Source organism: Lysobacter sp. GQ73, assembly GCF_059758755.1.
In genome coordinates, this window is sequence record NZ_JCAXEE010000003.1 from 355908 (window position 1) to 377180 (window position 21273).

Genomic DNA, 21273 nt, shown 5'->3' on the forward strand with positions numbered 1-21273 from the left:
TGGTTGTTCGATCCGCTACCCGCGCCTACACTGGCGCATAGTCTTTGCACGCCGTCCGGGCATTCGAGCCCGGGCAGAATTTGGAGAGAGTCATGCGCCACGCCATCGCCGGATTGACCTTGTTCCTCATCGCTGGAGCGGCGCAGGCGCAAGGCGCCAGCAACTGCGCGGCGCTGACCGCCGCCCGCGTGCAGCCGGTGCAGCCGACCCTGATCGCGCCGATCTCGCCGGAACTGGTCGCGCCCTCGCATCAGCTCGGCGCGCCGACCGGCGTGCTCTCGCAGGCGCTCGACGAAGCGTTGTCGGTCGACCAGGTGCTGCTGCGCATCCGCCTCGACGGTTGCAACGTCGCCAAAGCCACGCCGGCTTCGACCGGCATGCCTTCGGCCAACGACCCGGCCGCCTACAAGCCCAAGACCCAGTTCGACAACACGCCGTGGCGCTTCGACATGAGCCAGGGCGGCAAGCGCATGACCGCCGACGAGTTCAGCGCCTGGATGAAGGCCAAGGGCGTGCGCGTGGCCAAGGGCAACGGCACCGCGGCGCCCGCCGCTCCGGCCGCGGCCCCGGTGGTCGAGCCGGCCCCGGTCGAAGAGACGAAGAAAAAGAAATAAGCCTCGCCGCCGCGACGCGCTGCTTACGGCCGCGGGCCTCGCTCGCGGCCGTTTCGCTTTTGCGGTCCGCGATGGCCGCGTGCGCTGCGGCGAGAGCCGATGGCGCGGCGGCCCGCACCCGCGTCGCGTTCGCTGCCCGCTTCCGCCTTCGATGCCGCCTTGATCACGACCTTGCCTTGAACAAGCTCCCGCCCCGACACGGTCTGGCCCGCGTGCTGTCCAAGCAAGGCCTGTGCTCGCGCAGCGAAGCGGCGAAGTGGATCGCCGCCGGCCGGGTCGCGGTCGACGGCCGCATCGTCCTCGATCCCGAGTTTCCGATCGTGCAGGGCCGCCATCGTATCGCCGTCGACGGCAACGCCATCGATGCCGCGCCGCGGCTATATCTGATGCTCAACAAGCCGCGCGGCCTGGTCACCACCGCCCAGGACGAGCGCGGCCGCGACACCGTCTACCGTTGCTTCGACGGCGCCGGCCTGCCGTGGCTGGCGCCGGTCGGACGCCTGGACAAGGCCAGCGAAGGCCTGCTGCTGTTCTGCAACGACCCGCAATGGGCGGCGCGCATCACCGATCCCGACTTCGGCCCGGACAAGACCTATCACGTCCAGATCGACACGCGTCCCGAGCCGGCCCTGCTGGCGGCGCTGCGCGAGGGCGTGGTCGAGGAGGGCGAACGCCTGCGCGCCAAGTCGGCGACCTTGCTGCGGGCCGGCGAGAAGAACGCCTGGCTCGAGATCGTGCTCGACGAGGGGCGCAACCGGCAGATCCGGCGCCTGCTCGCCGCCTTCGACATCGAAGTGTTGCGCCTGGTCCGCGTGGCGATCGGCCCGCTCGCGCTCGGCGAACTCGGCAAGCGCGAATGGCGCGTGCTCAGCGCGGCCGAGGCCGCGTCGCTGGTTTCGCCGGACTAAGAACCCGACTCATACGGCGCGCCCTCGTCCTCGCGCCAGCGCGCGAGGCGGGCGTCCAGCAAGTTCGCCACCACCTCGTAAGCGCGAGCGTCGCCGGGGCCGCGCGCGTCGTGGCTGGCGCCCTTGCCGTGGTTGCAGCGAGTGCAGGCGAGGGCGAGGTTGCGCGGGTCGTCGGCGTCCCCGCCGACTCTCGCGGTCAGGGCCGCCGCGGCGCGGCGGCCGAACCAGGCGCTCGGCACGACGTGCTCGAGCGAGGTCGAACCGATCGGCGCGCCGTCCTCTCCGAGGGCGAGCGCGCGCCGGCAATGCAGGCAACGCGTTCGCCACACGCCGTCGTCGAAGCGCGCCAGCGCGTCGGTGCGCACGGCCTGCAACAGGCGGCGACGCAGGACGACGCGCACGCGCCCGGACCGATCAGGCCTTGATCACGCCGAGCTCGCGGCCGATCTTGATGAAGGCGTCGATGGCGCGGTCGAGGTGCGCGCGGGTATGCGCGGCCGACATCTGGGTGCGGATGCGCGCCTGGCCCTGCGGCACCACCGGAAAGAAGAAGCCGATCGCATAGATGCCTTCCTCGAGCAGCCGGGCCGCGAACTTCTGCGCCAGCGGCGCGTCGTACAGCATCACCGGGCTGATCGGGTGCACGCCGGGCTTCACGTCGAAGCCGGCCGCGGTCATGCGCTCGCGGAAATAAGCGGTGTTCTGCGCGAGTTGTTCTCGCAGCTCGCCGGCGGCCGAGAGCATCTCGAACGCCTTGATGCCGGCGGCGACCACGTGCGGCGGCAGCGAGTTCGAGAACAGATAGGGGCGCGAGCGCTGGCGCAGCAGCTCGACCACTTCCTTCCTGGCGGTGGTGAAACCGCCGAGCGCGCCGCCCATGGCCTTGCCGAGGGTGCCGGTGAAGATGTCGATCTTGTCCATGACGCCCTTGACCTCGGCCGAGCCGCGGCCGCTGGCGCCGAGGAAGCCGGTCGCATGGCATTCGTCGATATGCACCAGCGCGCCGTACTTTTTCGCCAGCGCGGTGATTTCGTCGAGCGGGGCGATGAAGCCGTCCATCGAGAACACGCCGTCGCTGGTGATCAGCTTGGTCTTGCAACCGGCGGCATCGGCGGCCTGCAGCTGCTTTTCCAGGTCGGCCATGTCGCAGTTGGCGTAACGGAAGCGCTTGGCCTTGCACAGGCGCACGCCGTCGATGATCGAGGCGTGGTTGAGCGCGTCGGAGATGATCGCGTCGTTCTCGCCGAGCAACGGCTCGAACAGGCCGCCGTTGGCGTCGAAGCAGGCGGCGTAGAGGATCGTATCCTGCGTGCCGAAGAAGTCGGCGATGGTCTTCTCGAGCTGCTTGTGCAGGTCCTGAGTGCCGCAGATGAAGCGCACCGAGGCCATGCCGAAGCCGTGCGTGTCGAGCGCGTCCTTCGCCGCCTGGATCACCTCGGGGTGATCGGCCAGGCCGAGATAATTATTGGCGCAGAAGTTCAGTACCGTGCGGCCGTCTTCGAGAGTGATCTCGGCCGACTGCGGGCTGGTGATGATGCGTTCGGCCTTGAACAGACCCTGGGCGCGGATCTCGTCGAGGGTGTCGGCGTAGTGCTGCGTGAGGCTCGATGCGTCGGACACGGGCGGCTTCCGATGGGGAGGAAAGCCGCCATTCTATTCCAGACCCTTTGCCCAGGCCCGTCGGCTGCGTTCATGCCGTTGGCCTGGCCCTTGCGTGCCCAAGCGGCCCATTGCCTCTGCAGCGCCGGCGGGTGGACGGCCAATCCGTACTTGCCAGGATGTTGCGCCGGCCGGTTCTTGAAATCGCCGCCGGCGGCCAGGGATTACGCTAGCCAGTCGAACGCGTCGGGGGGGGGGCGGTGTCGCAGCTGGGCTGTAGCCGTGATCGTAGCTGTAGCTGCAGTTGCAGTTGCAGTTGTAGCTGTAGCTGTAGCTGTACCTGTTGCTATTGCTATTGCTATTGCTATTGCTGTTGCTGTTGCTGTTGCTGTTGTTGTTGTTGTGGGGATTTTGCTGTTGCTGTGCGCCGATTCGCACTTGCGAAGGCAGTGGAAGACCCGGAGGGCGGCCCGCATGGATGCGGGCCGTTTTTCATCGGGACAGGGATGTCCCGTATGAAAAAGCCCTGCGTCGGCAACGATCGTGCGGGCCTGTGATTCAAAACGAAAGCATTTTTCTTTGGTTACTTTCTTTTGTTGCTTTAGACAAAAGAAAGTGACCCGCCGCTTTAGTGGCGGAAGCTTTGGGTTTGATCTTGATCTTGATCTTTCTTAAAGCCTGCGCCGCAAGACCGTAATGACGTGGTCGCGGCTTGCGCCGCTCCTACCCCGGCGAGGGTGCGCCGCTTCGGCGAATGGCGACCGCCTCGTCATCTTTGCGCATCCCGCGGTCGCGATTCCCCGATCTCGCGCCGATGCCGACCGCAGCCCGTCAGGGCAGGAGCGAGGCAAGTCGCGACCGCGCTGTCTGCCGTTGCGGCGTCGCTGGCCGTAAGGCGAGAAGCCAAGGATCTAAAGCTTCCGTCCGCTGACGCGGCCGGGTTACTTTCTTTTGTCTAAAGCAACAAAAGAAAGGTAACCAAAGAAAAGTGCTTTGTTTTGAATCAAAGGCCCGCACGATCGAAGCCGACGCAGGGATGCTCCAGACAGGCCATCCATGGCCTGCTTGCGCACGGCCCGCATCCCTGCAGGCCGCCCTCCGGGTCTTCAATTGACCGGGAAAAGCGGCAAATCAAAATCACGGCAGCGGCAGCGGCAGCGGCAGCCCCAACCGCAACGGCCGCGACCGGACTTTCCCTCAGAAACACCGCGGCAATCACCTGCGCCGCCACGCCGCCAACAGACACGCCACGCCACGCCACCCACAAACGCAACGAAGGCGCCCTGAGGCGCCTTCGTCGTGACCGCTGTCGCGTGGCCTGTCGTGCCGCCAGGCGATACCTCGCGCTCAGTTCCAGCTCAATACGACCTTGCCGGCCTTGCCGGCTTCCATCAAATCGAACCCCTTCTGGAAGTCGTCGATCGGCAACTGGTGGGTGAGCACCTTGCCGAGCGGGAAACCCGACAGCACCAGCTGGGTCATCTTGTACCAGGTCTCGTACATCTTGCGGCCGTAGATGCCGTGCAGGGTCAGGCCCTTGAAGATGATCTTGTCCCAGTCGGCGCCGGCGCCCTTCGGCATGATGCCGAGCATGGCGATCTTGCCGCCGTGGTACATGCAGTCGAGCATGTCGTTGAAGGCGCGCGGGTTGCCGCTCATCTCCAGGCCGACGTCGAAGCCTTCCATGTGCAGGTCGGCCATCACGTCCTTGAGCGACTGGTTGGCGACGTTGACCACGCGGGTGGCGCCCATGTCGGCGGCGAGCTTGAGGCGGAAATCGTTGACGTCGGTGACGACCACGTTGCGCGCGCCGATGTGCTTGCAGATGCCCGCGGCGATGATGCCGATCGGGCCGGCGCCGGTGATCAGCACGTCCTCGCCGACCACGTCGAACTCGAGCGCGCAGTGCGCGGCGTTGCCGTAGGGGTCGAAGAACGCAGCCAGCTCGCTCGGGATCTGGTCGGGGATCGGCCACAGGTTGCTGGCCGGCATGACGATGTATTCGGCGAAGGCGCCGTTGCGGTTGACGCCGATGCCGGTGGTGTTCGGGCACAGGTGCTGGCGGCCGGCGCGGCAGTTGCGGCAATGGCCGCAGACGATGTGGCCTTCGGCCGAAACGCGCTGGCCCGGGCGATAGCCGGTGACGCCGGGGCCGAGGTCGACGATGCGGCCGACGAACTCGTGGCCGATCACCAGGCCGGGCTGGATCGTGCGCTGGCTCCACTCGTCCCACAGATAAATGTGCAGGTCGGTGCCGCAGATCGCGGTCTTTTCGAGCTTGATCAGCACCTCGTTCGGGCCGGGCACCGGCACCGGGACTTCCTCCATCCAGATGCCCTTGCCGGCTTCGCGCTTGACCAGAGCCTTCATCGTTTGCGTCATGGGAATCGATACCTGAGAGCTGCGGCCGTGCCGCGCGGGAGACAGGCGCGAATTATACGCCGGCGATGCGGCTCGGGCCGGACGGGGGTTTGCCCGTGCCGGCCGGTCTGGCCTATCGTCGCGGCTTCGTAATCGTCCGGAACGACCATGCGCCCCCGTGTGTTAGCCCTGTCCCTGGCGCTGTGCGCCACCGCCGCCCAGGCCGACGAAGGCATGTGGATGCCCTCGCAGCTGCCCGAGATCGCGCGCCAGCTGCGCGCCGCCGGTTTCAAGGGCGACCCGGCCGACCTGGCCGAGCTGACCCGCGCGCCGATGAACGCGGTGGTCAAGGTCGGCGGCGCCACCGGCGCCTTCGTCTCCGGCGAGGGCCTGGTGCTGACCAATCACCACGTGGCCTTCGGTGTGATCCAGTACAACTCCAAGCCAGAGCGCGACCTCATCGGCAACGGTTTCGTCGCCGCCGACCGGGCCGCCGAGCTGCCGGCCAACCCGGATTTCCGCGTCCTGGTCACCACCGGTTTCGACAAGATCACCGAACGCATCCTCGCCGATGCGCGCGGCAAGCACGGCCGCGCTTACTACGAAGCCGTCGATGCGGCGACCAAGGCGGTCGTCGCCGAATGCGAACGCGACGGCGGCCATCGCTGCAGCGTCGCCAACATGTACTACGGCACCGACTTCTATCTGATCCGCCAGCTGGAACTGCGCGACATCCGCCTGGTTTATGCGCCGCCGGACGCGATCGGCAACTACGGCGACGAGGTCGACAATTTCGTCTGGCCGCGCCACAGCGGCGATTTCACTCTGCTGCGCGCCTACGTCGGCAAGGACGGCAAGCCGGCCGATTATTCGCCCGACAACGTGCCCTACAGCCCGCCGGGACACCTGCAGATCGCGACCGATCCGGTGCGCGAAGGCGACTACGCGATGCTCGCCGGTTATCCCGGCGTGACCTTCCGCCACCGCATGGCCGCTGAGTTCGCCCAGCAGATCGAGTGGCAGTTGCCCTCGCGCGTGGCCTTGTACGCCGGCATGATCAAGACTGTCGAACAGGCCGCGGCCTCCGACGCCGAAGCCAAGGTGCGCTATGCGGCGCAGGTGGCCGGCTTCAAGAACACGCTCAAGCGCGCCCAGGGCGAACTCGACGGCCTGCGGCGCAGCGATGCGGTGCGCGTGCGCCGCGACGACGAAGCCGCGATGCTGGCCTGGCTGGCCAGGCAGCCCGATGCGAATACGATCCGCGCCGACATCGACGCGGCGCAGAAGGTGCTCGACGCCGCCGCCGCGACCCGCGACCGCGACCAGTTGCTGACCGCGATCCGCACCCAGACGCAGCTGTTGAATGCCGCGCTGACCCTGCAGCGCCTGGCGCTGGAACACGGCAAGCCCGATGCCGAGCGCGAAACCGGTTATCAGCAGCGCGACGAAACCCTGATCGCCGGCCGCCTGAAGCAAGTGCAGCGCCGCTATGCGCCGGAGGTCGAGAAGGCCCTGCTGCTGGACCTGCTGGGCCAGTACAAGGCGCTGCCGAAGACTTCGCGCGTGCCCGAGTTCGACCGGGTCTTCGCCGGCGAAGACGCCGCCGGCCTCAAGCGCAGCCTCGACGCGCTATACGCCGGCACCCGCCTCGGCGACGAAGCGGTGCGCCTGCAGGCGATGCAGGCCGACGCCAAGGCCCTGGCCGCCTCCGACGACAGCCTGTTGCGCGCCGCGGCGACCTTGCTGCCGGCGATCTTGGCGCTGGAGGAACAGAACAAGACCCGCGAAGGCGAGCTGCTGCGCCTGCGCCCGGCGTACATGCGCGCGCTGATCGGCTTTCGCAAGTCGCAGGGCCGTGCGGTATACCCGGACGCCAACTCGACCCTGCGCGTGAGTTACGGCGCGGTCAGCACCATGGACCCGCGCGACGGCGTGCGTTACCGGCCGCTGACCACGGTGCAGGGCATCGTCGAGAAACACACCGGCGTCAAACCCTTCGATGCGCCGCAGGCCTTGCGCGATGCGATCGCCAAAGGCGATTTCGGCAGCACCCTCGATCCCGAACTGAAGACCCAGACCGTCGATTTCCTGACCAACCTCGACACCACCGGCGGCAATTCCGGTTCGCCCGTGCTCGACGCCAACGGCCGCCTGATCGGCCTGAACTTCGACAGCAACTGGGAAGCGGTCAGCGCCAGCTGGATGTTCGACCCGCGCTACAAGCGCGCGATCCACGTCGACATGCGCTACATGCGCTGGCTGCTGGCCAAGGTCTATCCGGCCCCGCATTTGCTGCGCGAGATGCGCTTGCCGGGGGAATGAGGGGGTGCCAGGAACGAGCGAGAAGGAAACGAGGAACGAGTCGGAGACCGCCGCTGCGCTTCTAGTTCCTAGTTGCTCTTCACTCGTTACTCTCCTTCCTTTTTTCCCACTACGCCCGCCCATGGTCAGCCCGCCCGCCGCGGGCTAGACTCTTCATCGTTTTTCCATTCGAATCAGGGGTATACGCATGCGCTACACGCTATTGGCCGCGGCCGTCGCGGCAGGGACGCTGGGCTTGGGCCTGGCCACGACGGCCCGGGCCGTCGAAGGCATGTGGGTGCCGCAGCAGTTGCCCGAGATCTCCGCCCCGCTGAAGCAGGCCGGGCTCAAGCTCAACGCCAAGCAGCTCGCCGACCTTACCGGCGACCCGATGGGCGCGGTGGTCTCGCTCGGCGGCTGCACCGCGAGCTTCGTCTCGCCGCGCGGCCTGGTGGTGACCAACCACCATTGCGCTTACGGCGCGATCCAGCTCAATTCGACCGCGCAGAAAAACCTGATGCGCGACGGCTTCAACGCCGCAACTGCGGGCGATGAAGTCTCGGCCGGCCCGGCTTCGCGCATCTACGTGCTCGATTCGATCCAGGACGTGACCGCGCAGATAAAGGCTGCGATCGACGAGGCGGTCGAGCCGATCGACCGCACCCACGCGCTGGAGACGGTCGAGAAGCGGTTGATCGCCCAGTGCGAGGCCGAGCCCGGCTACGCCTGCGAGGTCTACAGCTTCTTCGGCGGCAGCACCTACCGCCTGTTCCGGCGCATCGAGATCAAGGACGTGCGCCTGGTCTATGCGCCGCCCGGCAGCGTCGGCAACTACGGCGGCGAAGTCGACAACTGGATGTGGCCGCGCCACACCGGCGACTTCTCGTTCTATCGCGCCTACGTCGGCAAGGACGGCAAGCCGGCCGCGTACGCGAAGGACAACGTGCCCTACCAGCCCAAGCATTACCTGAAGATCGCCGACAAGCCGCTCGGCGAGGGCGATTTCGTCATGGTCGCCGGCTACCCGGGCCGCACCAACCGTTACGCCCTGGCGGCCGAGTTCGACGCTACCGCGGACTGGACCTATCCGACTCTGTCGCAGCACTACAAGAACCTGGTCGCCCTGGTCGGGCAGACCGCGAAGCAGGACCCCGAGATCGGGGTGAAGTACGCCAGCACCGTGCGCGGCTGGCAGAACACGCTGAAGAACTACGACGGCCAGCTCGAAGGCTTCGAGCGCATCGGCGCGGCGAAGAAGAAGCACGCCGACGAGCAGGCGGTGCTGGCCTGGCTCGGCAAGCGCGGCAAGGCCGGCGCGCCGGCGCTGGCCGGCCACGCCAAGATGCTCGAGCAGATCGAAGCCGCCAACGCGCACCGCGAGCGCGACATGGTGTTCTCGCAGCTGCGCCGCTTCGGCGTGATCGCCGCGTCCGCCACCCTGTATCGCCTCTCGGTCGAGCGCGCCAAGCCCGACGCCGAGCGCGAGCCCGGCTACCAGCAGCGCGATCTGCCTTCGATCAAGGCCGCGCTGGAGCAGATGGAGCGCCGCTACGACCCGCGCATGGACCGCGAGCTGCAGGCGTATTGGCTGCGCGAGTACGTCAAGCTGCCGGCCGGCGAGCGCATCGCCGAGCTCGACCGCTGGCTCGGCGGCTCCGACGAGAAGGCGATCAAGCGCGCGCTCGACAAGCTGGCCAAGACCAAGCTCGGCAGCGTCAAGGAGCGCCTGGCGCTGATCGACGACGACCGCGCCGCGATGGACAAGAGCCGCGACCCGGCGATCCAGATGGCCAAGGCGCTGTTCCCGGCGGCGCTGCGCCTGGAGGACGAGGGCAAGGCCCGCGACGGCGAAACCCTGATCGCGCGCCCGGCCTATCTGCAGGGCGTGATCGACTATCGCAAGAGCAAGAAGCAGGCGGTCTATCCGGACGCCAACTCGACCCTGCGCATCACCTTCGGCAACGTCAAGGCCTACACCAAGCTCGACGGCAGCAAGCAGGCCTCGTTCACCAAACTCGAAGAGGTCGCCGCCAAGGCCACCGGCCAGGAGCCGTTCAACGCGCCGCAGAATCTGATCGACGCGATCTCGGCCAAGCGCTATGCCGGCCTCAGCGACAAGCGCCTGAAGACGGTGCCGGTGAACTTCCTGTCCGACCTGGACATCACCGGCGGCAACTCCGGTTCGCCGGTGCTCGACGGCGAGGGCAAGCTGGTCGGCCTGGCCTTCGACGGCAACTGGGAGTCGGTGAGCTCGAACTGGCTGTTCGACCCGGTGATGACCCGGATGATCTCGGTCGACCAGCGCTACATGCGCTGGATCATGCAGGAGGTCTACCCGGCGCCGCAGCTGCTGACCGAGCTCGGCGTTCCGGCGAAGAAGTAAGCCGTCGCGAACGCCTGTCGTCGCAAACGCCGGTCGGTTCCCCGACCGGCGTTTGCGTTTGTGCGAGGGCGGCGATGCAAAGGGGTAAGAGCGGTGCGAACGGCGACCGCACGACCGCCCGTGACCGCGCCATCTCCGGTCGGGGTGTGCTCGGCTAACTAACGAAATTTTTAGATTGCCGGCCGCATTCGTGCGCACCGACGCTGAAGCGCGGCGAACCGCGGCGTCGCCGGGCCCCGCTTCGGCGGATCCGGAATGGCCTTCGCAGAAACAGCCGGGCTAGACTCGACTCCCGCCTTCCAAGGGATGCTTTGATGCAATACACGGTGCTGGCCCGATCATTGGCCATGGCAGGGACGTTGTCGTGCACGCTGGCCTGGCATGGGGCCGCCCGGGCAGTCGAGGGCGTATGGACGCCTCAGCAATTCCCCGAACTCGCGGGCAAGCTCAAGCAGGCCGGCCTGCGGGCGACGCCCAAACAACTCGCGCAATTGAGCGATCCCAAGGGCGACCCGCTCGGCGCGCTGGTGCCGTTCGGCGGCTGCACCGCGAGCTTCGTCTCGCCCAAGGGCTTGCTGCTGACCAACCACCATTGCGCGCTCGCCGCGCTGCAGCTCAACTCGACCCCGCAGAAAAGCCTGCTGCGCGACGGATTCAAGACCGGCACCAACAACGAGGAAGTCTCGGCCGGCGCCAACGCCCGCATCTTCGTGCTGGACTCGGTCCAGGACGTCACCGCGCGGGTGCAAGCGGCGCTGACCGCCGCGCCCGATCCGCTCGCGCGCATCGCCGCGCTCGACGCGCTGGAGAAACAACTGGTCGCCGAGTGCGAGACCCAGGCCGAGTACGGCTGTCGTCTGTACAGCTTCTCCGGCGGCAACCGCTACCAGTTGCAGCGCAGCATCGAGATCAGCGACCTGCGCCTGGTCTATGCGCCGCCAGAAGGCATCGGCAACTTCGGCGGCGAGACCGACAACTGGTCCTGGCCGCGCCACACCGGCGATTTCGCTTTCTACCGCGCCTACGTCGGCAAGGACGGCAAGCCGGCGCCGTTCGCGATCGACAACGTGCCCTACCAGCCCAAGCGTTGGCTCAAGATCGCCGACAAGCCGCTCGGCGCCGGCGACTTCGTCATGCTCGCGGGCTTTCCGGGCATGACCAACCGCTACGCCATGGCCGACGACTTCGAGGCCAATGCCGATTGGACCTATCCGACCGTCGCCGCGCATTACCGCCGCCTCGCCGCGCTGATCGAAGCCGAAAGCCGCAAGAGTCCGGAGGTCGCGAGCAAGTACGCCGGCACCCTGCGCGGTTGGCTGGGCGCGGCCAAGAGTTACGAAAGCCAGATCGAGAGTTTCCGCCGCACCCACGCGGCCCAGGCCAAGCGCAGCGAAGAGACCGGCTTGCTCGAATGGCTGCGCAAGCAGGGCGCGGCCGGCGAGCCGGCCTTGGCCGCGCACGCGCGCCTGGTCGAACTCGGCCAACAGGCGCGCGCCGAGCGCGACCGCGACCTGGTGCTGGGCCAGTTGTACGCTACCGGCACGCTCAATGCCGCGACCCAGTTGTACCGGATGGCGATCGAGCGCGAGAAGCCCGACGCGCAACGCGAGAACGGCTACCGCCAGCGCGACCAGGGCGCGTTCGAGAACCGGCTCAAGCAGGCCGACCGCCGCTTCGATGTGCGCATGGATCGGCAGTTGCAGAATTATTGGCTGCACGAGTACGTGAAGCTGCCGAAACAGCAGCGTGTCGCCGCGCTCGACCAATGGCTCGAAGGCGACGACGAAAAGGCGATCAAGCGCGCCCTCGACCGCATCGCAAAATCGCGCCTGGGCAACCCCGAACAGCGCGCGGCCTGGCTCAAGGCCGACCGCGCCGCCTTCGAGAAAAGCAAGGACGCCGGCAAGGACGGCGCGATCCAGTTCGCGGTTGCGGTAATGCCGACGATGCTGGAGATGGAGCGCGAAATCCGCAGCCGCGCCGGCGAGACCCTGAGCGTGCGCCCGGTCTACCTGAAAGCCTTGGCCGACTATCGCAAGGGCCTCGGCACGCCGGTTTATCCCGACGCCAACGGTTCCCTGCGCATCAGCTACGGCACCGTGTCGCCCTACACCAAGGACAACGGCGCCAAGCAACTGCCGTTTACCCGGATCGAGGAAATCGCCGCGCGCAACAGCGGCAAGCCACCGTTCGACGCCCCGCCGGCCTTGCTCGACGCGATCGCGGCCAAGCGTTACAGCGCCAATCTCGTCGACAAGCGCCTGGGCTCGGTGCCGGTGAATTTTCTCGCCGACCTCGACATCATCGGCGGCAACTCCGGCTCGCCGGTGCTGGACGGGCAGGGCAAGCTGGCCGGTCTCGCCTTCGACAGCAACTGGGAATCGGTCAGCGCAAGCTGGCTGTTCGACCCCGCGATGACCCGCACCATCTCGGTCGACCAGCGCTACCTGCGCTGGGTGCTGCAGGACGTATTCCCGGCGCCGAGGTTGCTGGCGGAGATGGGGGTGCCGGCGAGCGGGAAGTAGTTGGGCCGCAACCCGGCGCTGGCCGTTGAGGCTGTCGCGCTTGCGAAAGCAATGGAAGACCCAAAGGACGGCCCGCAGGGATGCGGGCCGTTTTTCATCGGGACAGGGAGGTCCCGTATGTAGATCCCCGCGTCGGCATCGATCGTGCGGGCCCTTGATTCAAAACAAAGCAACTTCTTTGGTTACCTTTCTTTTGTTGCTTTAGACAAAAGAAAGTAACCCGCCGCTTTAGTGGCGGAAGCTTTGGGTTTGATCTTGATCTTGATCTTGATCTTGATCTTGATGTTGATGTTGATGTTGATGTTGATGTTGATCCAGATCTTTCTTGAAGCGTGCGCCGCAAGACCATAACGGCGCGGTCGCGGCTTGCGCCGCTCCTACCCTGGCGATGGATCGCTGCTTCGGCGAATGGCGACGGCCTCGTCATCTATGCGCGTCTCGCGGTCGCGACTCACGTCGCTCCTACAAAGGCCAGGCCCTGCACGCAATGCTGCGTAGCGATCCCTGTAGGAGCGGCGTAAGCCGCGACCGCGACGCCTCGATCTCGCGCCGATGCGGGCGGTAGCCCGTCAGGGTAGGAGCGACGCAAGTCGCGGCCGCGGCGTATCCCGTTGCGGCGTTTCTTACCGTAAAGCTTAGAAGTCAAATCAATAGCAAAGCTTCCGCCCCCTAAAGGGTGCGGGTAACTTTCTCGTCCAAAGCAACAAAAGAAAGTCACCAAAGAAAAGTGTTTCTTCTTGCAAGGGCACAAGCCCGCACGATCGAAGCCGACGCAGGGATGCTCCAGACAGGCCATCCATGGCCTGCTTGCGCACGGCCCGCATCCCTGCGGGCCGCCCTCCGGGTCTTCATTTGACCGGCAAAGCGACAAAGCAAGGCAAGTCAAAGCAAATCAAAGTCACGGCAACGGCAACGGACACACTCAAAAAAAGGGCCGGCATGCGCCGGCCCTTTCTCTACCCCAATACGCAACGCCTCAGCGCGGATTGCAGACCAGATGGCCGACGCTGTAGCTGGAGGTGCGCACGCCCGATTCGGTGTAGACGCCCTCGCAGCTCAGCTGCGCCTGGCCGACGATTTTGCCGCTGGCGTCGAAATACACGTAGAACTCGCCGATTTCGTCCGGGCCCGGCGGGCGGGCGAGGGCGGCGGTGGCGACGAGGGCGGCGACGAGGCCCAGACCGAGGGCGAAAGATTTACGCATGACGAACTCCCATCTTTGCAAAGCAGATTGGATACCCGGCGCGGCGAAGAACACGGGGCCGGGCGGTGGCGCGATCTTCGATGGTGCGGGCGCTGTGCGCCAAGCGTCGCTCACGCTCGACGGTGTCGTGCCGGTGCGCCGATCGCTCAGACCGGTGGTGCAGGACGTACGAGGCGGCCGCTACGTTGCCGATGCGCGACATGGACCGTGCCGCGGCGAAACGCAAACGCGGCGGCCGCCGGGCCGATCAGATTTCAGGATCGCAGATGAAATAACCGTCGCTGTAGTTCTTGGTGAACTTGCCCCAGGACTCGCGAGTGTTATCGCAGTGGATCGCCGAGTAGCCGACGACGGTGCCGTTGTCGTCGTAATAGGTGTAGAACTGGCCGGGGCCGGTGGGGCCGATTGCCGCGACCGCGGCGCCGACCGCGGCGAGCGCCGCCAGGCCGAGGGTCAGAGCGAGTTTCTTGCGCATGGTGTTCTCTCTTCGGATGCCGGCAGGACACCGGCGCCACGACGCTAGGACCCGGGTCGCGATTTCTCAATGTGCCATCGCGACTCGATTCGTATCTTTGTGACGCGGTTCCGAAGCGCAATCGCAAATTGCTAATTCCTGCACAAAACGTATTGCGCCCGCGCGGGGGCGGCGGCCGCAGTCATGAACGCGGCCGCGCTTGCAAGCGGCGGTCGGCTGACTTAGGCTGCCCGGGCAGTCGCGGATTCCCATGCCAGCCGGCCCCGTCTCCCGACCCGTGTCAGATGCCGCCTCATGCGGCGCCGCTGTCCAGCGGCATCGTGGCCCCAGCTTCAGCCTGTGGGCGCGAGATCCAACCGTAGTGCCGGCTCGCTCGTGCTCCGTGGTCTGTCCCCTACGACCTGGAGCTTGCGATGAAAGTACTGGCCTGCGATGGCATTCACGAAGACGGTCTGGCCCTGTTCCGCGATGCGGGCTGGGAAGTCGTCGTATCCGAACCGATCAAGGACACCGCGGTCCTGGCCCAGGCCCTGGCCGGCGTCGACGCGGTGCTGGTGCGTTCGGCGACCAAGGTGCCGGCCGAAGCGCTCGCCGATGCCACCCAACTGCGGGTGATCGGCCGTGCCGGCGCCGGCGTCGACACCATCGACGTCGAGGCCGCCACCGAACGCGGCATCGCGGTCATGAACGCGCCCGACGGCAACACCCTGGCCGCGGCCGAGCACGCGATCTCGCTGCTGTTCGCGCTCGCGCGCCACATCCCGCGCGCCGATGCCGGCATGAAGGCGGGCGAGTGGCCGAAGGCGGGCCTGACCGGTTTCGAACTCGAAGGCAAGAAACTCGGCGTGATCGGCCTGGGCCGCATCGGCGGCACGGTCGCGCGCAAGGCCCAGGGCATCGGCATGGAAGTCGCCGCGCACGACCCCTTCCTGCCGGCGTCCGCCGCCGGCAAGGGCAGCGTGCCGCTGAAGACGCTTGAGGACCTGCTGGCCTGGGCCGACGTCGTCACCCTGCACATCCCGCGCACCAAGGAAACCACCAACCTGCTCTCGGACACGAGCATGCGCCGGATGAAGAAGGGCGCCTACCTGATCAACGCCGCGCGCGGCGGGCTGGTCGACGAGGCCGCTTTGCTGCAGCTGATCGAAGAAGGCCACATCGCCGGCGCCGCCCTGGATACGTTCGTCACCGAACCGCTGCCGGCCGACTCGCCGCTGCGCGCCAACCCCAAGCTGATCCTGACCCCGCACCTGGGCGCCTCGACCAGCGAAGCGCAGCAGGCGGTGAGCACCATCCTGGCTCGCCAGATCATCGATTTCGTCGCCACCGGCGCGGTCGCCGGCTGCGTCAACCTGCCGCCGCTGACCGCCGAAGCCGCGCGCGAATCCGGCCCGTGGATGCCGCTGATGTCCTCGCTCGGCCGCCTCGCCGCACGCCTGGTGCCGGCGCCGACGCGCCTGGAAATCACCTACGCCGGCCGCACCGAAGCGCTCGACACACGTCCGCTGACGCGCCTGTTGGTCGCGGCCTTGCTCGGTACCGCCTCGGGTCGCGTCACCCCGGTCAACGCCTTGCAGGAAGCGGCCGCGCGCGGCCTGACCGTGGCCGAGACCCTCGGCGGCGACGGCGACGGTTTCGACCGTCTGCTCAAGCTGCGCGTGGTCGGCGAGAAGCGCACCCGCGAAATCGAAGCGACTCTGCACCGCGGCCCGCGCGTGGTGCGCCTGGACGGCGTCGAGATCGAATTCGACCCGCAGGCGCATGTGCTGTTGCTGCGCAATGAAGACCGTCCGGGCATGATCGGCGCGGTCGGTTCGCAACTCGGCGCGGCCGGCGTCAACATCGTCAACTTCGCCCTCGGCGCGGCCGGCGACGGCCAGGCGCGCGCGGCGATCACCGTCGACCGTCCGGTCAACGAACAGCAGCTCGCGCTGCTGCGCGCGACCCCCGGCATCCTCTCGCTGGCGCAGGTCTGATCATGCGGATCCTGCTTGCCCGTCATGGAGAAACCCCGTGGAACGCCGAAGGCCGCTATCAGGGCCAGGAGGACATCGCGCTGTCGCCGGTCGGCGAAGCCCAGGCCACGGCGCTCGGCGCGCGCCTGCGCGACGTGCCGATCACCCGTGCCGTCGCCTCGCCGCTGTCGCGCGCGCGCCGCACCGCCGAGCTCGCTCTCGGCAGCGAACGCGCGAGCCTGTTGCAGCTCGACCCCGGCCTGATGGAAATCGCTCACGGCACCTGGGAAGGCCTGCTCGCCAGCGAAATCCGCGAGCGCGACGGCGACCGCCTGCGCGCCTGGCGCGACACCCCGCATGAGGTGCTGATGCCCGGCGGCGAATCGATCGTGCACGTGCTCGACCGCGCGTGGCCGGCGTTCGCGCGCGCCTGCGACGGCCTGCGTGCCGACGACACCTTGCTGATCGTCGCCCACGACGCCGTCAACCGCGTCCTGCTGTGCCGCGTGCTCGGCATCCCCTTGTCGAAGCTGTGGACCTTCCGCCAGGCGCCGACCACCCTCAACCTGCTCGAAGGCGACAGCGTCGACACCCTCGACGTGGTGCGCTTGAACGACTGCAGCCACCACACCGCCTTGTTCGGCGAAGCGGTGCATCGGGCGTTGTGACGGGAATAGGTTGACCGGGACGGGCGCTTCTGCGGAGGCGCCCGTTTTTGTTTGAGGGTGTGAGTGTTGGCGATGCGATCCTCAGGGCGCCGTAAGCCATCCTTAAGTTGCGATTGCATCGGGTCGAAGCCCTGAAGCTGCATACGGCTAGGCGTAGTTCTTCGCCTCGGCCTTCCCCTTGGCCTCGCGATGCCATGCCATCGCCATTGCAGTGACCATTGCTATGGCTATGACTATGGCTATTGCTGTGCGTAGCCGAACACTCGCGAAGGCTAACGAAGACCCGGAGGGCGGCGCGCAGGGATGCGCGCCGTTTTTCATCGGGACAGGGATGTCCCGTATGAAAAAGCCCCGCGTCGGCATCGCTCGTGCGGGCCCTTGATTCAAAACAAAAGCATTTTTCTTTGGTTACCTTTCTTTTGTTGCTTTAGACAAAAGAAAGTAACCCGCCGCTTTAGTGGCGGAAGCTTTGGGTTTGATCTTGATCTTGATCTTGATCTTGATCCAGATCCAGATCCAGATCCAGATCCAGATCCAGATCCAGATCCAGATCTTGATCTTGATCTTTCTTGAACACTGCGCCACAAGACCGCTGCAACGATGTCGCGGCTTGCGCCGCTCCTACCCCGGCGATAGCGCGCCGCTTCGACGAGCGGCGACGGCCTCGTTGTTCTCTGCGCGCCCCCAGTCGCGACTCATGTCGCTCCTACAGGAAGCAGAGACAGCCTGGATTCGGGAGTGACGGCGCGAGATGGTCGCAACGGTGTCGCGGCTTGCGCCGCTCCTACCCCGGCGATAGCGCGCCGTTTCGACGAGCGGCGATGGCCTCGTTGTCTCTGCGCGCCCCCAGTCGCGACTCACGTCGCTCTACAGGAAGCAGAGACAGCCTGGATTCGGAAGTGACGGCGCGAGATGGTCGCAACGGTGTCGCGGCTTGCGCCGCTCCTACCCCGGCGATAGCGCGCCGTTTCGACGAGCGGCGACGGCCTCGTTGTCTCTGCGCGCCCCCAGTCGCGACTCACGTCGCTCTACAGGAAGCAGAGACAGCCTGGATTCGGGAGTGACGGCGCGAAATGGTCGCAACGGTGTCGCGGCTTGCGCCGCTCCTACCCTGGCGATAGCGCGCCGTTTCGACGAGCGGCGACGGCCTCGTTGTCTCTGCGCGCCCCCAGTCGCGACTCACGTCGCTCCTACAGGAAGCAGAGACAGCCTGGATTCGGGAGTGACGGCGCGAGATGATCGCAACGATGTCGCGGCTTGCGCCGCTCCTGCCCCGGCGAGAACAGGCCGCTTCGCCACAGGGCGAAGGCTTCGCTGCCTCTGCGCGTCCTTCGTCGCGACTCGCGTCGCTCCTACAGGGCTGGCTTCGCGGCGACACGCTCATGCGACGACTCCAGGGTAGGAGCGACGCAAGTCGCGACCGCGTTCTGGCGTAGCCGCGCCAGCACATGGGCCAACCGCTGCCGCAGCGACTGTCGGCGAGCCGCCGTTGCCGACGCGGCAAGTCCCCATCAGGCCGCCCAACCCGGCCGCCCAACCCGGCACCCGCCAGGCCCCGACGACCGGCTCCCGACGATCCCAGCGTGCCCACCCATCGCGACGCGCGACCGGCCCAGCGCCGCGGCCGAACCGCCGAACCGCCGGCACCGGCCGATCGACCCGGCAATCAACCCGGCCGGCGTATCTGCGAGAATTCGCGCCATGCAACGCACGCTCGCCGACTGGCTCTCCCACATCGAACGCATCCACCCCAAGTCCATCGACATGGGGCTGGACCGCATCCGCGCCGTCTCCCAGCGCCTGGGCCTCAAGCGCCCGGCCCGCAAGGTCGTCACCGTCGGCGGCACCAACGGCAAGGGCTCGACCGTCGCCTTCATCGAGGCGATCGCGCGCGCCGCCGGCTGGCGCGTCGGCGCCTACACCTCGCCGCATCTGCTGGCCTATAACGAGCGGGTGCGGATCGCCGGCGTCGACGCCGAGGACGCCGCCCTGGTCGAGGCCTTCGAAGCCATCGAGGCCGCGCGCGGCGAGGTCGTGCTGACCTACTTCGAGTACGGCACCCTGGCGGCGCTGTGGCTGTTCGAGCGCGCCAGGCTGGACCTGGCGATCCTCGAGGTCGGGCTCGGCGGCCGCCTCGACGCGACCAACCTGGTCGACCCGGACGTCGCGGTGATCACCACCGTCGATCTCGACCATCAGGACTACCTGGGCCACGATCGCGAGAGCATCGGCTTCGAGAAGGCCGGCATCGCCCGCGGCTGGAAGCCGCTGATCCTCGGCGACGACGATCCGCCGTCGAGCGTGCTGCGCCATGCCTATGCGATCGGCGCTTCGGCGGTGCGCGCGGGCTGCGACTTCTTCTTCGAGGCGCTGCCGGCGGACGCCGAACGGCCCGACGAGGACCCTCGCTGGCAGTGGCGCGAGGTCGGCTACCGCGTCGAACTGCCGATGCCGGCGCTGGCCGCCCCGGCGCAGATGCGCAACGCTGCGGTCGCGGTGGCGGCGCTGCGCGCGCTGGGCAAGTCGCCCACCCGCCAGCAGTTCGCCGAAGGCGTCGCGGCCGCGCACGTGCCCGGGCGCCTGCAGCGGTTCGACCGCGACGGAGTCGAGATCGTGGTCGATGTCGGCCACAACCCGCAGGCCGCGCGCGAACTGGCCGCCTGGCTGGCGGCCGAACCGGCCCGCGGCCCGACTCATGCGGTGTTCGCCGCGCTCGGCGACAAGGACGTAGCCGGCGTCGTCGCCGCCTTGCAGGAGGGCATCGACGCCTGGCATCTGGCCGGGCTGGCCGAGAGCGGTCCGCGCGGGGTCGAGGTCGATGCCTTCGCCGAGCGCCTGCGCGGCACCGCGGCCGGCGAGGGCAGTCGCCACGCCGACGTCGCCGCGGCGCTGGCGGCGGCGCGGGCGCAAGCCGGCGTCGGCGACCGCATCCTGGTGTTCGGCTCGTTCCATACCGCGGCGGCGGCATTGGCCTGGCTGGCGGCGAGTGAGTCGGCGCCGGGTTAGTCTGGCATGGCGGCCGGTTTGCGGCCGCGATCTTCGCCGGGCGTACCTGGCGGCGGCCCCGCGCCGGGCGTTCTCGCGCCGCGGCCTTGCGCCGCAAGGATTCTGAATACAACGCTCCGGGCCAGGCATGCACACCGGTGCCTGCCCGCCGCAGGGGTATAATTCGCGCCGGTAACCGGCCTGCGAGTGATCGAGTAGCGATGGAACCTGCCCTGAAACAGCGATTGATCGGTGCGATGGTCCTGGTCGCACTGGCGGTGATCTTCCTGCCCATGCTGATCAAAGGGCCCGCGCCCGAAAGCGGCGCCTCCGATGTTCCCTTGACCTTGCCGGACGCGCCTCCGGGCGAAACCGAGACCCGCGAACTGCCGCTGGTGACCCCGGGGAATGCGCCGCAGGGCGGCGTGGTGGGCATGGATCCGGCCGACGCCGCCCAGCCGGCCTCGAACGGCAGCGACACCTTGCCGACCGTGGACACCGCGGCCGGCGCCAAGACCATGCAGCCGGCGTCCACCGCCGGCGGCGACTACGCGGTCAGCTTCGGCAGCTATGCCAGCGCCAGCGACGCCGACCGGGTGATCGCCGCGCTGCGCGCCGCCCGCCTGCCGGGCTACCAGGAAACCGCTGCCGGTGCCGGCGGCCGCACCTTGTACCGGGTCCGGATCGGGCCGTTCGCGACCCAGGCCGACGCCGAGGCGGCGCGACTGGGTTCGACCAAGGTCCGCAAGGACGTCAACGCGAAGGTCGTGGTGCTTAACGCCGATGCGGCCGACTCGGCCGATGCGCCGGTCGCCACGACCGCGCCGGCGGCCTCGGTGCCGTCGGTGAGCGCGCCGACCCCGCTGGCCGAGAGCAAGCCGCTCAAGCCCGCGGAAGTCAAACCGGCCAAGCCGGCCGAGACCAAACCTGTAGTCCCGGCCAAGCCCGCCGAAACCAAGCCGGTGGCCACCACCAAGCCGGCCGAAACGAAGCCGTCCGCCGCGAAGCCTGCCGAAGCCGCCAAGCCGGCGCCGAAGCCGGCCGCCGCCGGCACCGGGTTCGCGGTCCAACTGGGCGCGTTCGGCAACCTCGAGGAAGCCAACAAGCTGCGCGATCGCGCGCGGGCCGCCGGCTTCAGCGCCTTCGTCGAGCAGGTCCGGACCGACAAGGGCACGCTCAACCGCGTGCGCCTGGGCCCGGTGGTCGATCGCGCCGACGCGGACAAGCTGAAGGCGCAGGTCGCCAGCAAGCTCGGCGTCGGCGACGCACTGGTCAAGCCGCATCCGTGACGGACC

15 protein-coding genes are annotated in these 21273 nt (G+C 67.6%); 10 read left to right on the forward strand and 5 right to left on the reverse strand.

What is annotated here, in order from left to right; all coding sequences use genetic code 11:
- Positions 1-92: 92 nt before the first annotated feature.
- The gene (locus AC6CH2_RS11455; protein ID WP_498269325.1) at positions 93-614 is read left to right on the forward strand and encodes a hypothetical protein; all 522 of its coding nucleotides are present in this window, start codon (positions 93-95) and stop codon (positions 612-614) included.
- Between the two features lie 71 nt (positions 615-685).
- Entirely contained in the window at positions 686-1522 is an 837-nt protein-coding gene (locus AC6CH2_RS11460; protein WP_498269326.1) for a pseudouridine synthase, read from the forward strand.
- On the opposite strand, the gene AC6CH2_RS11465 is transcribed toward AC6CH2_RS11460, so the two are convergent.
- From AC6CH2_RS11465 to tdh, 3 genes are all read right to left on the reverse strand, one after another.
- Complete coding sequence (locus AC6CH2_RS11465) at positions 1519-1923, reverse strand: HNH endonuclease (RefSeq protein WP_498269327.1); 405 nt, start codon at positions 1921-1923, stop codon at positions 1519-1521. The two genes, AC6CH2_RS11460 and AC6CH2_RS11465, sit on opposite strands and share 4 nt — an antisense overlap.
- A 13-nt stretch (positions 1924-1936) precedes the next feature.
- Positions 1937-3142, reverse strand: coding sequence for a glycine C-acetyltransferase (kbl, locus tag AC6CH2_RS11470; protein ID WP_498269328.1), 1206 nt, complete (start codon positions 3140-3142; stop codon positions 1937-1939).
- Positions 3143-4468: 1326 nt separating this feature from the next.
- Positions 4469-5503, reverse strand: a complete 1035-nt coding sequence (gene tdh, locus AC6CH2_RS11475) for an L-threonine 3-dehydrogenase (protein ID WP_498269329.1) — start codon at positions 5501-5503, stop codon at positions 4469-4471.
- 147 nt (positions 5504-5650) lie between these two features.
- Here tdh and AC6CH2_RS11480 point away from each other — a divergent pair, with 147 nt between their 5' ends.
- From AC6CH2_RS11480 to AC6CH2_RS11490, 3 genes are all read left to right on the forward strand, one after another.
- On the forward strand, positions 5651-7804 hold the full coding sequence (locus tag AC6CH2_RS11480) for a S46 family peptidase (protein ID WP_498269330.1): 2154 nt from the start codon (positions 5651-5653) through the stop codon (positions 7802-7804).
- 187 nt (positions 7805-7991) lie between these two features.
- On the forward strand, positions 7992-10166 hold the full coding sequence (locus AC6CH2_RS11485) for a S46 family peptidase (RefSeq protein WP_498269331.1): 2175 nt from the start codon (positions 7992-7994) through the stop codon (positions 10164-10166).
- Between the two features lie 347 nt (positions 10167-10513).
- On the forward strand, positions 10514-12691 hold the full coding sequence (locus tag AC6CH2_RS11490) for a S46 family peptidase (protein ID WP_498269332.1): 2178 nt from the start codon (positions 10514-10516) through the stop codon (positions 12689-12691).
- 976 nt (positions 12692-13667) lie between these two features.
- On the opposite strand, the gene AC6CH2_RS11495 is transcribed toward AC6CH2_RS11490, so the two are convergent.
- Both AC6CH2_RS11495 and AC6CH2_RS11500 read right to left on the reverse strand, forming a co-directional pair.
- On the reverse strand, positions 13668-13895 hold the full coding sequence (locus AC6CH2_RS11495; protein WP_435394723.1) for a DUF6289 family protein: 228 nt from the start codon (positions 13893-13895) through the stop codon (positions 13668-13670).
- Positions 13896-14142: 247 nt separating this feature from the next.
- The gene (locus AC6CH2_RS11500; RefSeq protein ID WP_435394724.1) at positions 14143-14370 is read right to left on the reverse strand and encodes a DUF6289 family protein; all 228 of its coding nucleotides are present in this window, start codon (positions 14368-14370) and stop codon (positions 14143-14145) included.
- Between the two features lie 413 nt (positions 14371-14783).
- Between AC6CH2_RS11500 and serA the strand changes: the two genes are divergently transcribed.
- The 5 genes from serA to AC6CH2_RS11525 all read left to right on the forward strand — a co-directional run bounded on the left by serA (position 14784) and on the right by AC6CH2_RS11525 (position 21267).
- Positions 14784-16346, forward strand: a complete 1563-nt coding sequence (serA, locus tag AC6CH2_RS11505; RefSeq protein WP_498269333.1) for a phosphoglycerate dehydrogenase — start codon at positions 14784-14786, stop codon at positions 16344-16346.
- Between the two features lie 2 nt (positions 16347-16348).
- Positions 16349-16993 (forward strand): histidine phosphatase family protein, encoded by a 645-nt coding sequence (locus AC6CH2_RS11510; protein ID WP_498269334.1) that lies wholly within the window; start codon positions 16349-16351, stop codon positions 16991-16993.
- Between the two features lie 378 nt (positions 16994-17371).
- Positions 17372-17566, forward strand: a complete 195-nt coding sequence (locus AC6CH2_RS11515; protein ID WP_498269335.1) for a hypothetical protein — start codon at positions 17372-17374, stop codon at positions 17564-17566.
- A gap of 1128 nt (positions 17567-18694) precedes the next feature.
- Positions 18695-19999 carry a bifunctional tetrahydrofolate synthase/dihydrofolate synthase gene (gene folC / locus AC6CH2_RS11520; protein WP_498269336.1) on the forward strand — a complete coding sequence of 435 codons (1305 nt, stop codon included), beginning with the start codon at positions 18695-18697 and terminating at the stop codon, positions 19997-19999.
- 200 nt (positions 20000-20199) lie between these two features.
- Positions 20200-21267 carry an SPOR domain-containing protein gene (locus AC6CH2_RS11525; protein ID WP_498269337.1) on the forward strand — a complete coding sequence of 356 codons (1068 nt, stop codon included), beginning with the start codon at positions 20200-20202 and terminating at the stop codon, positions 21265-21267.
- Positions 21268-21273: the final 6 nt, after the last annotated feature.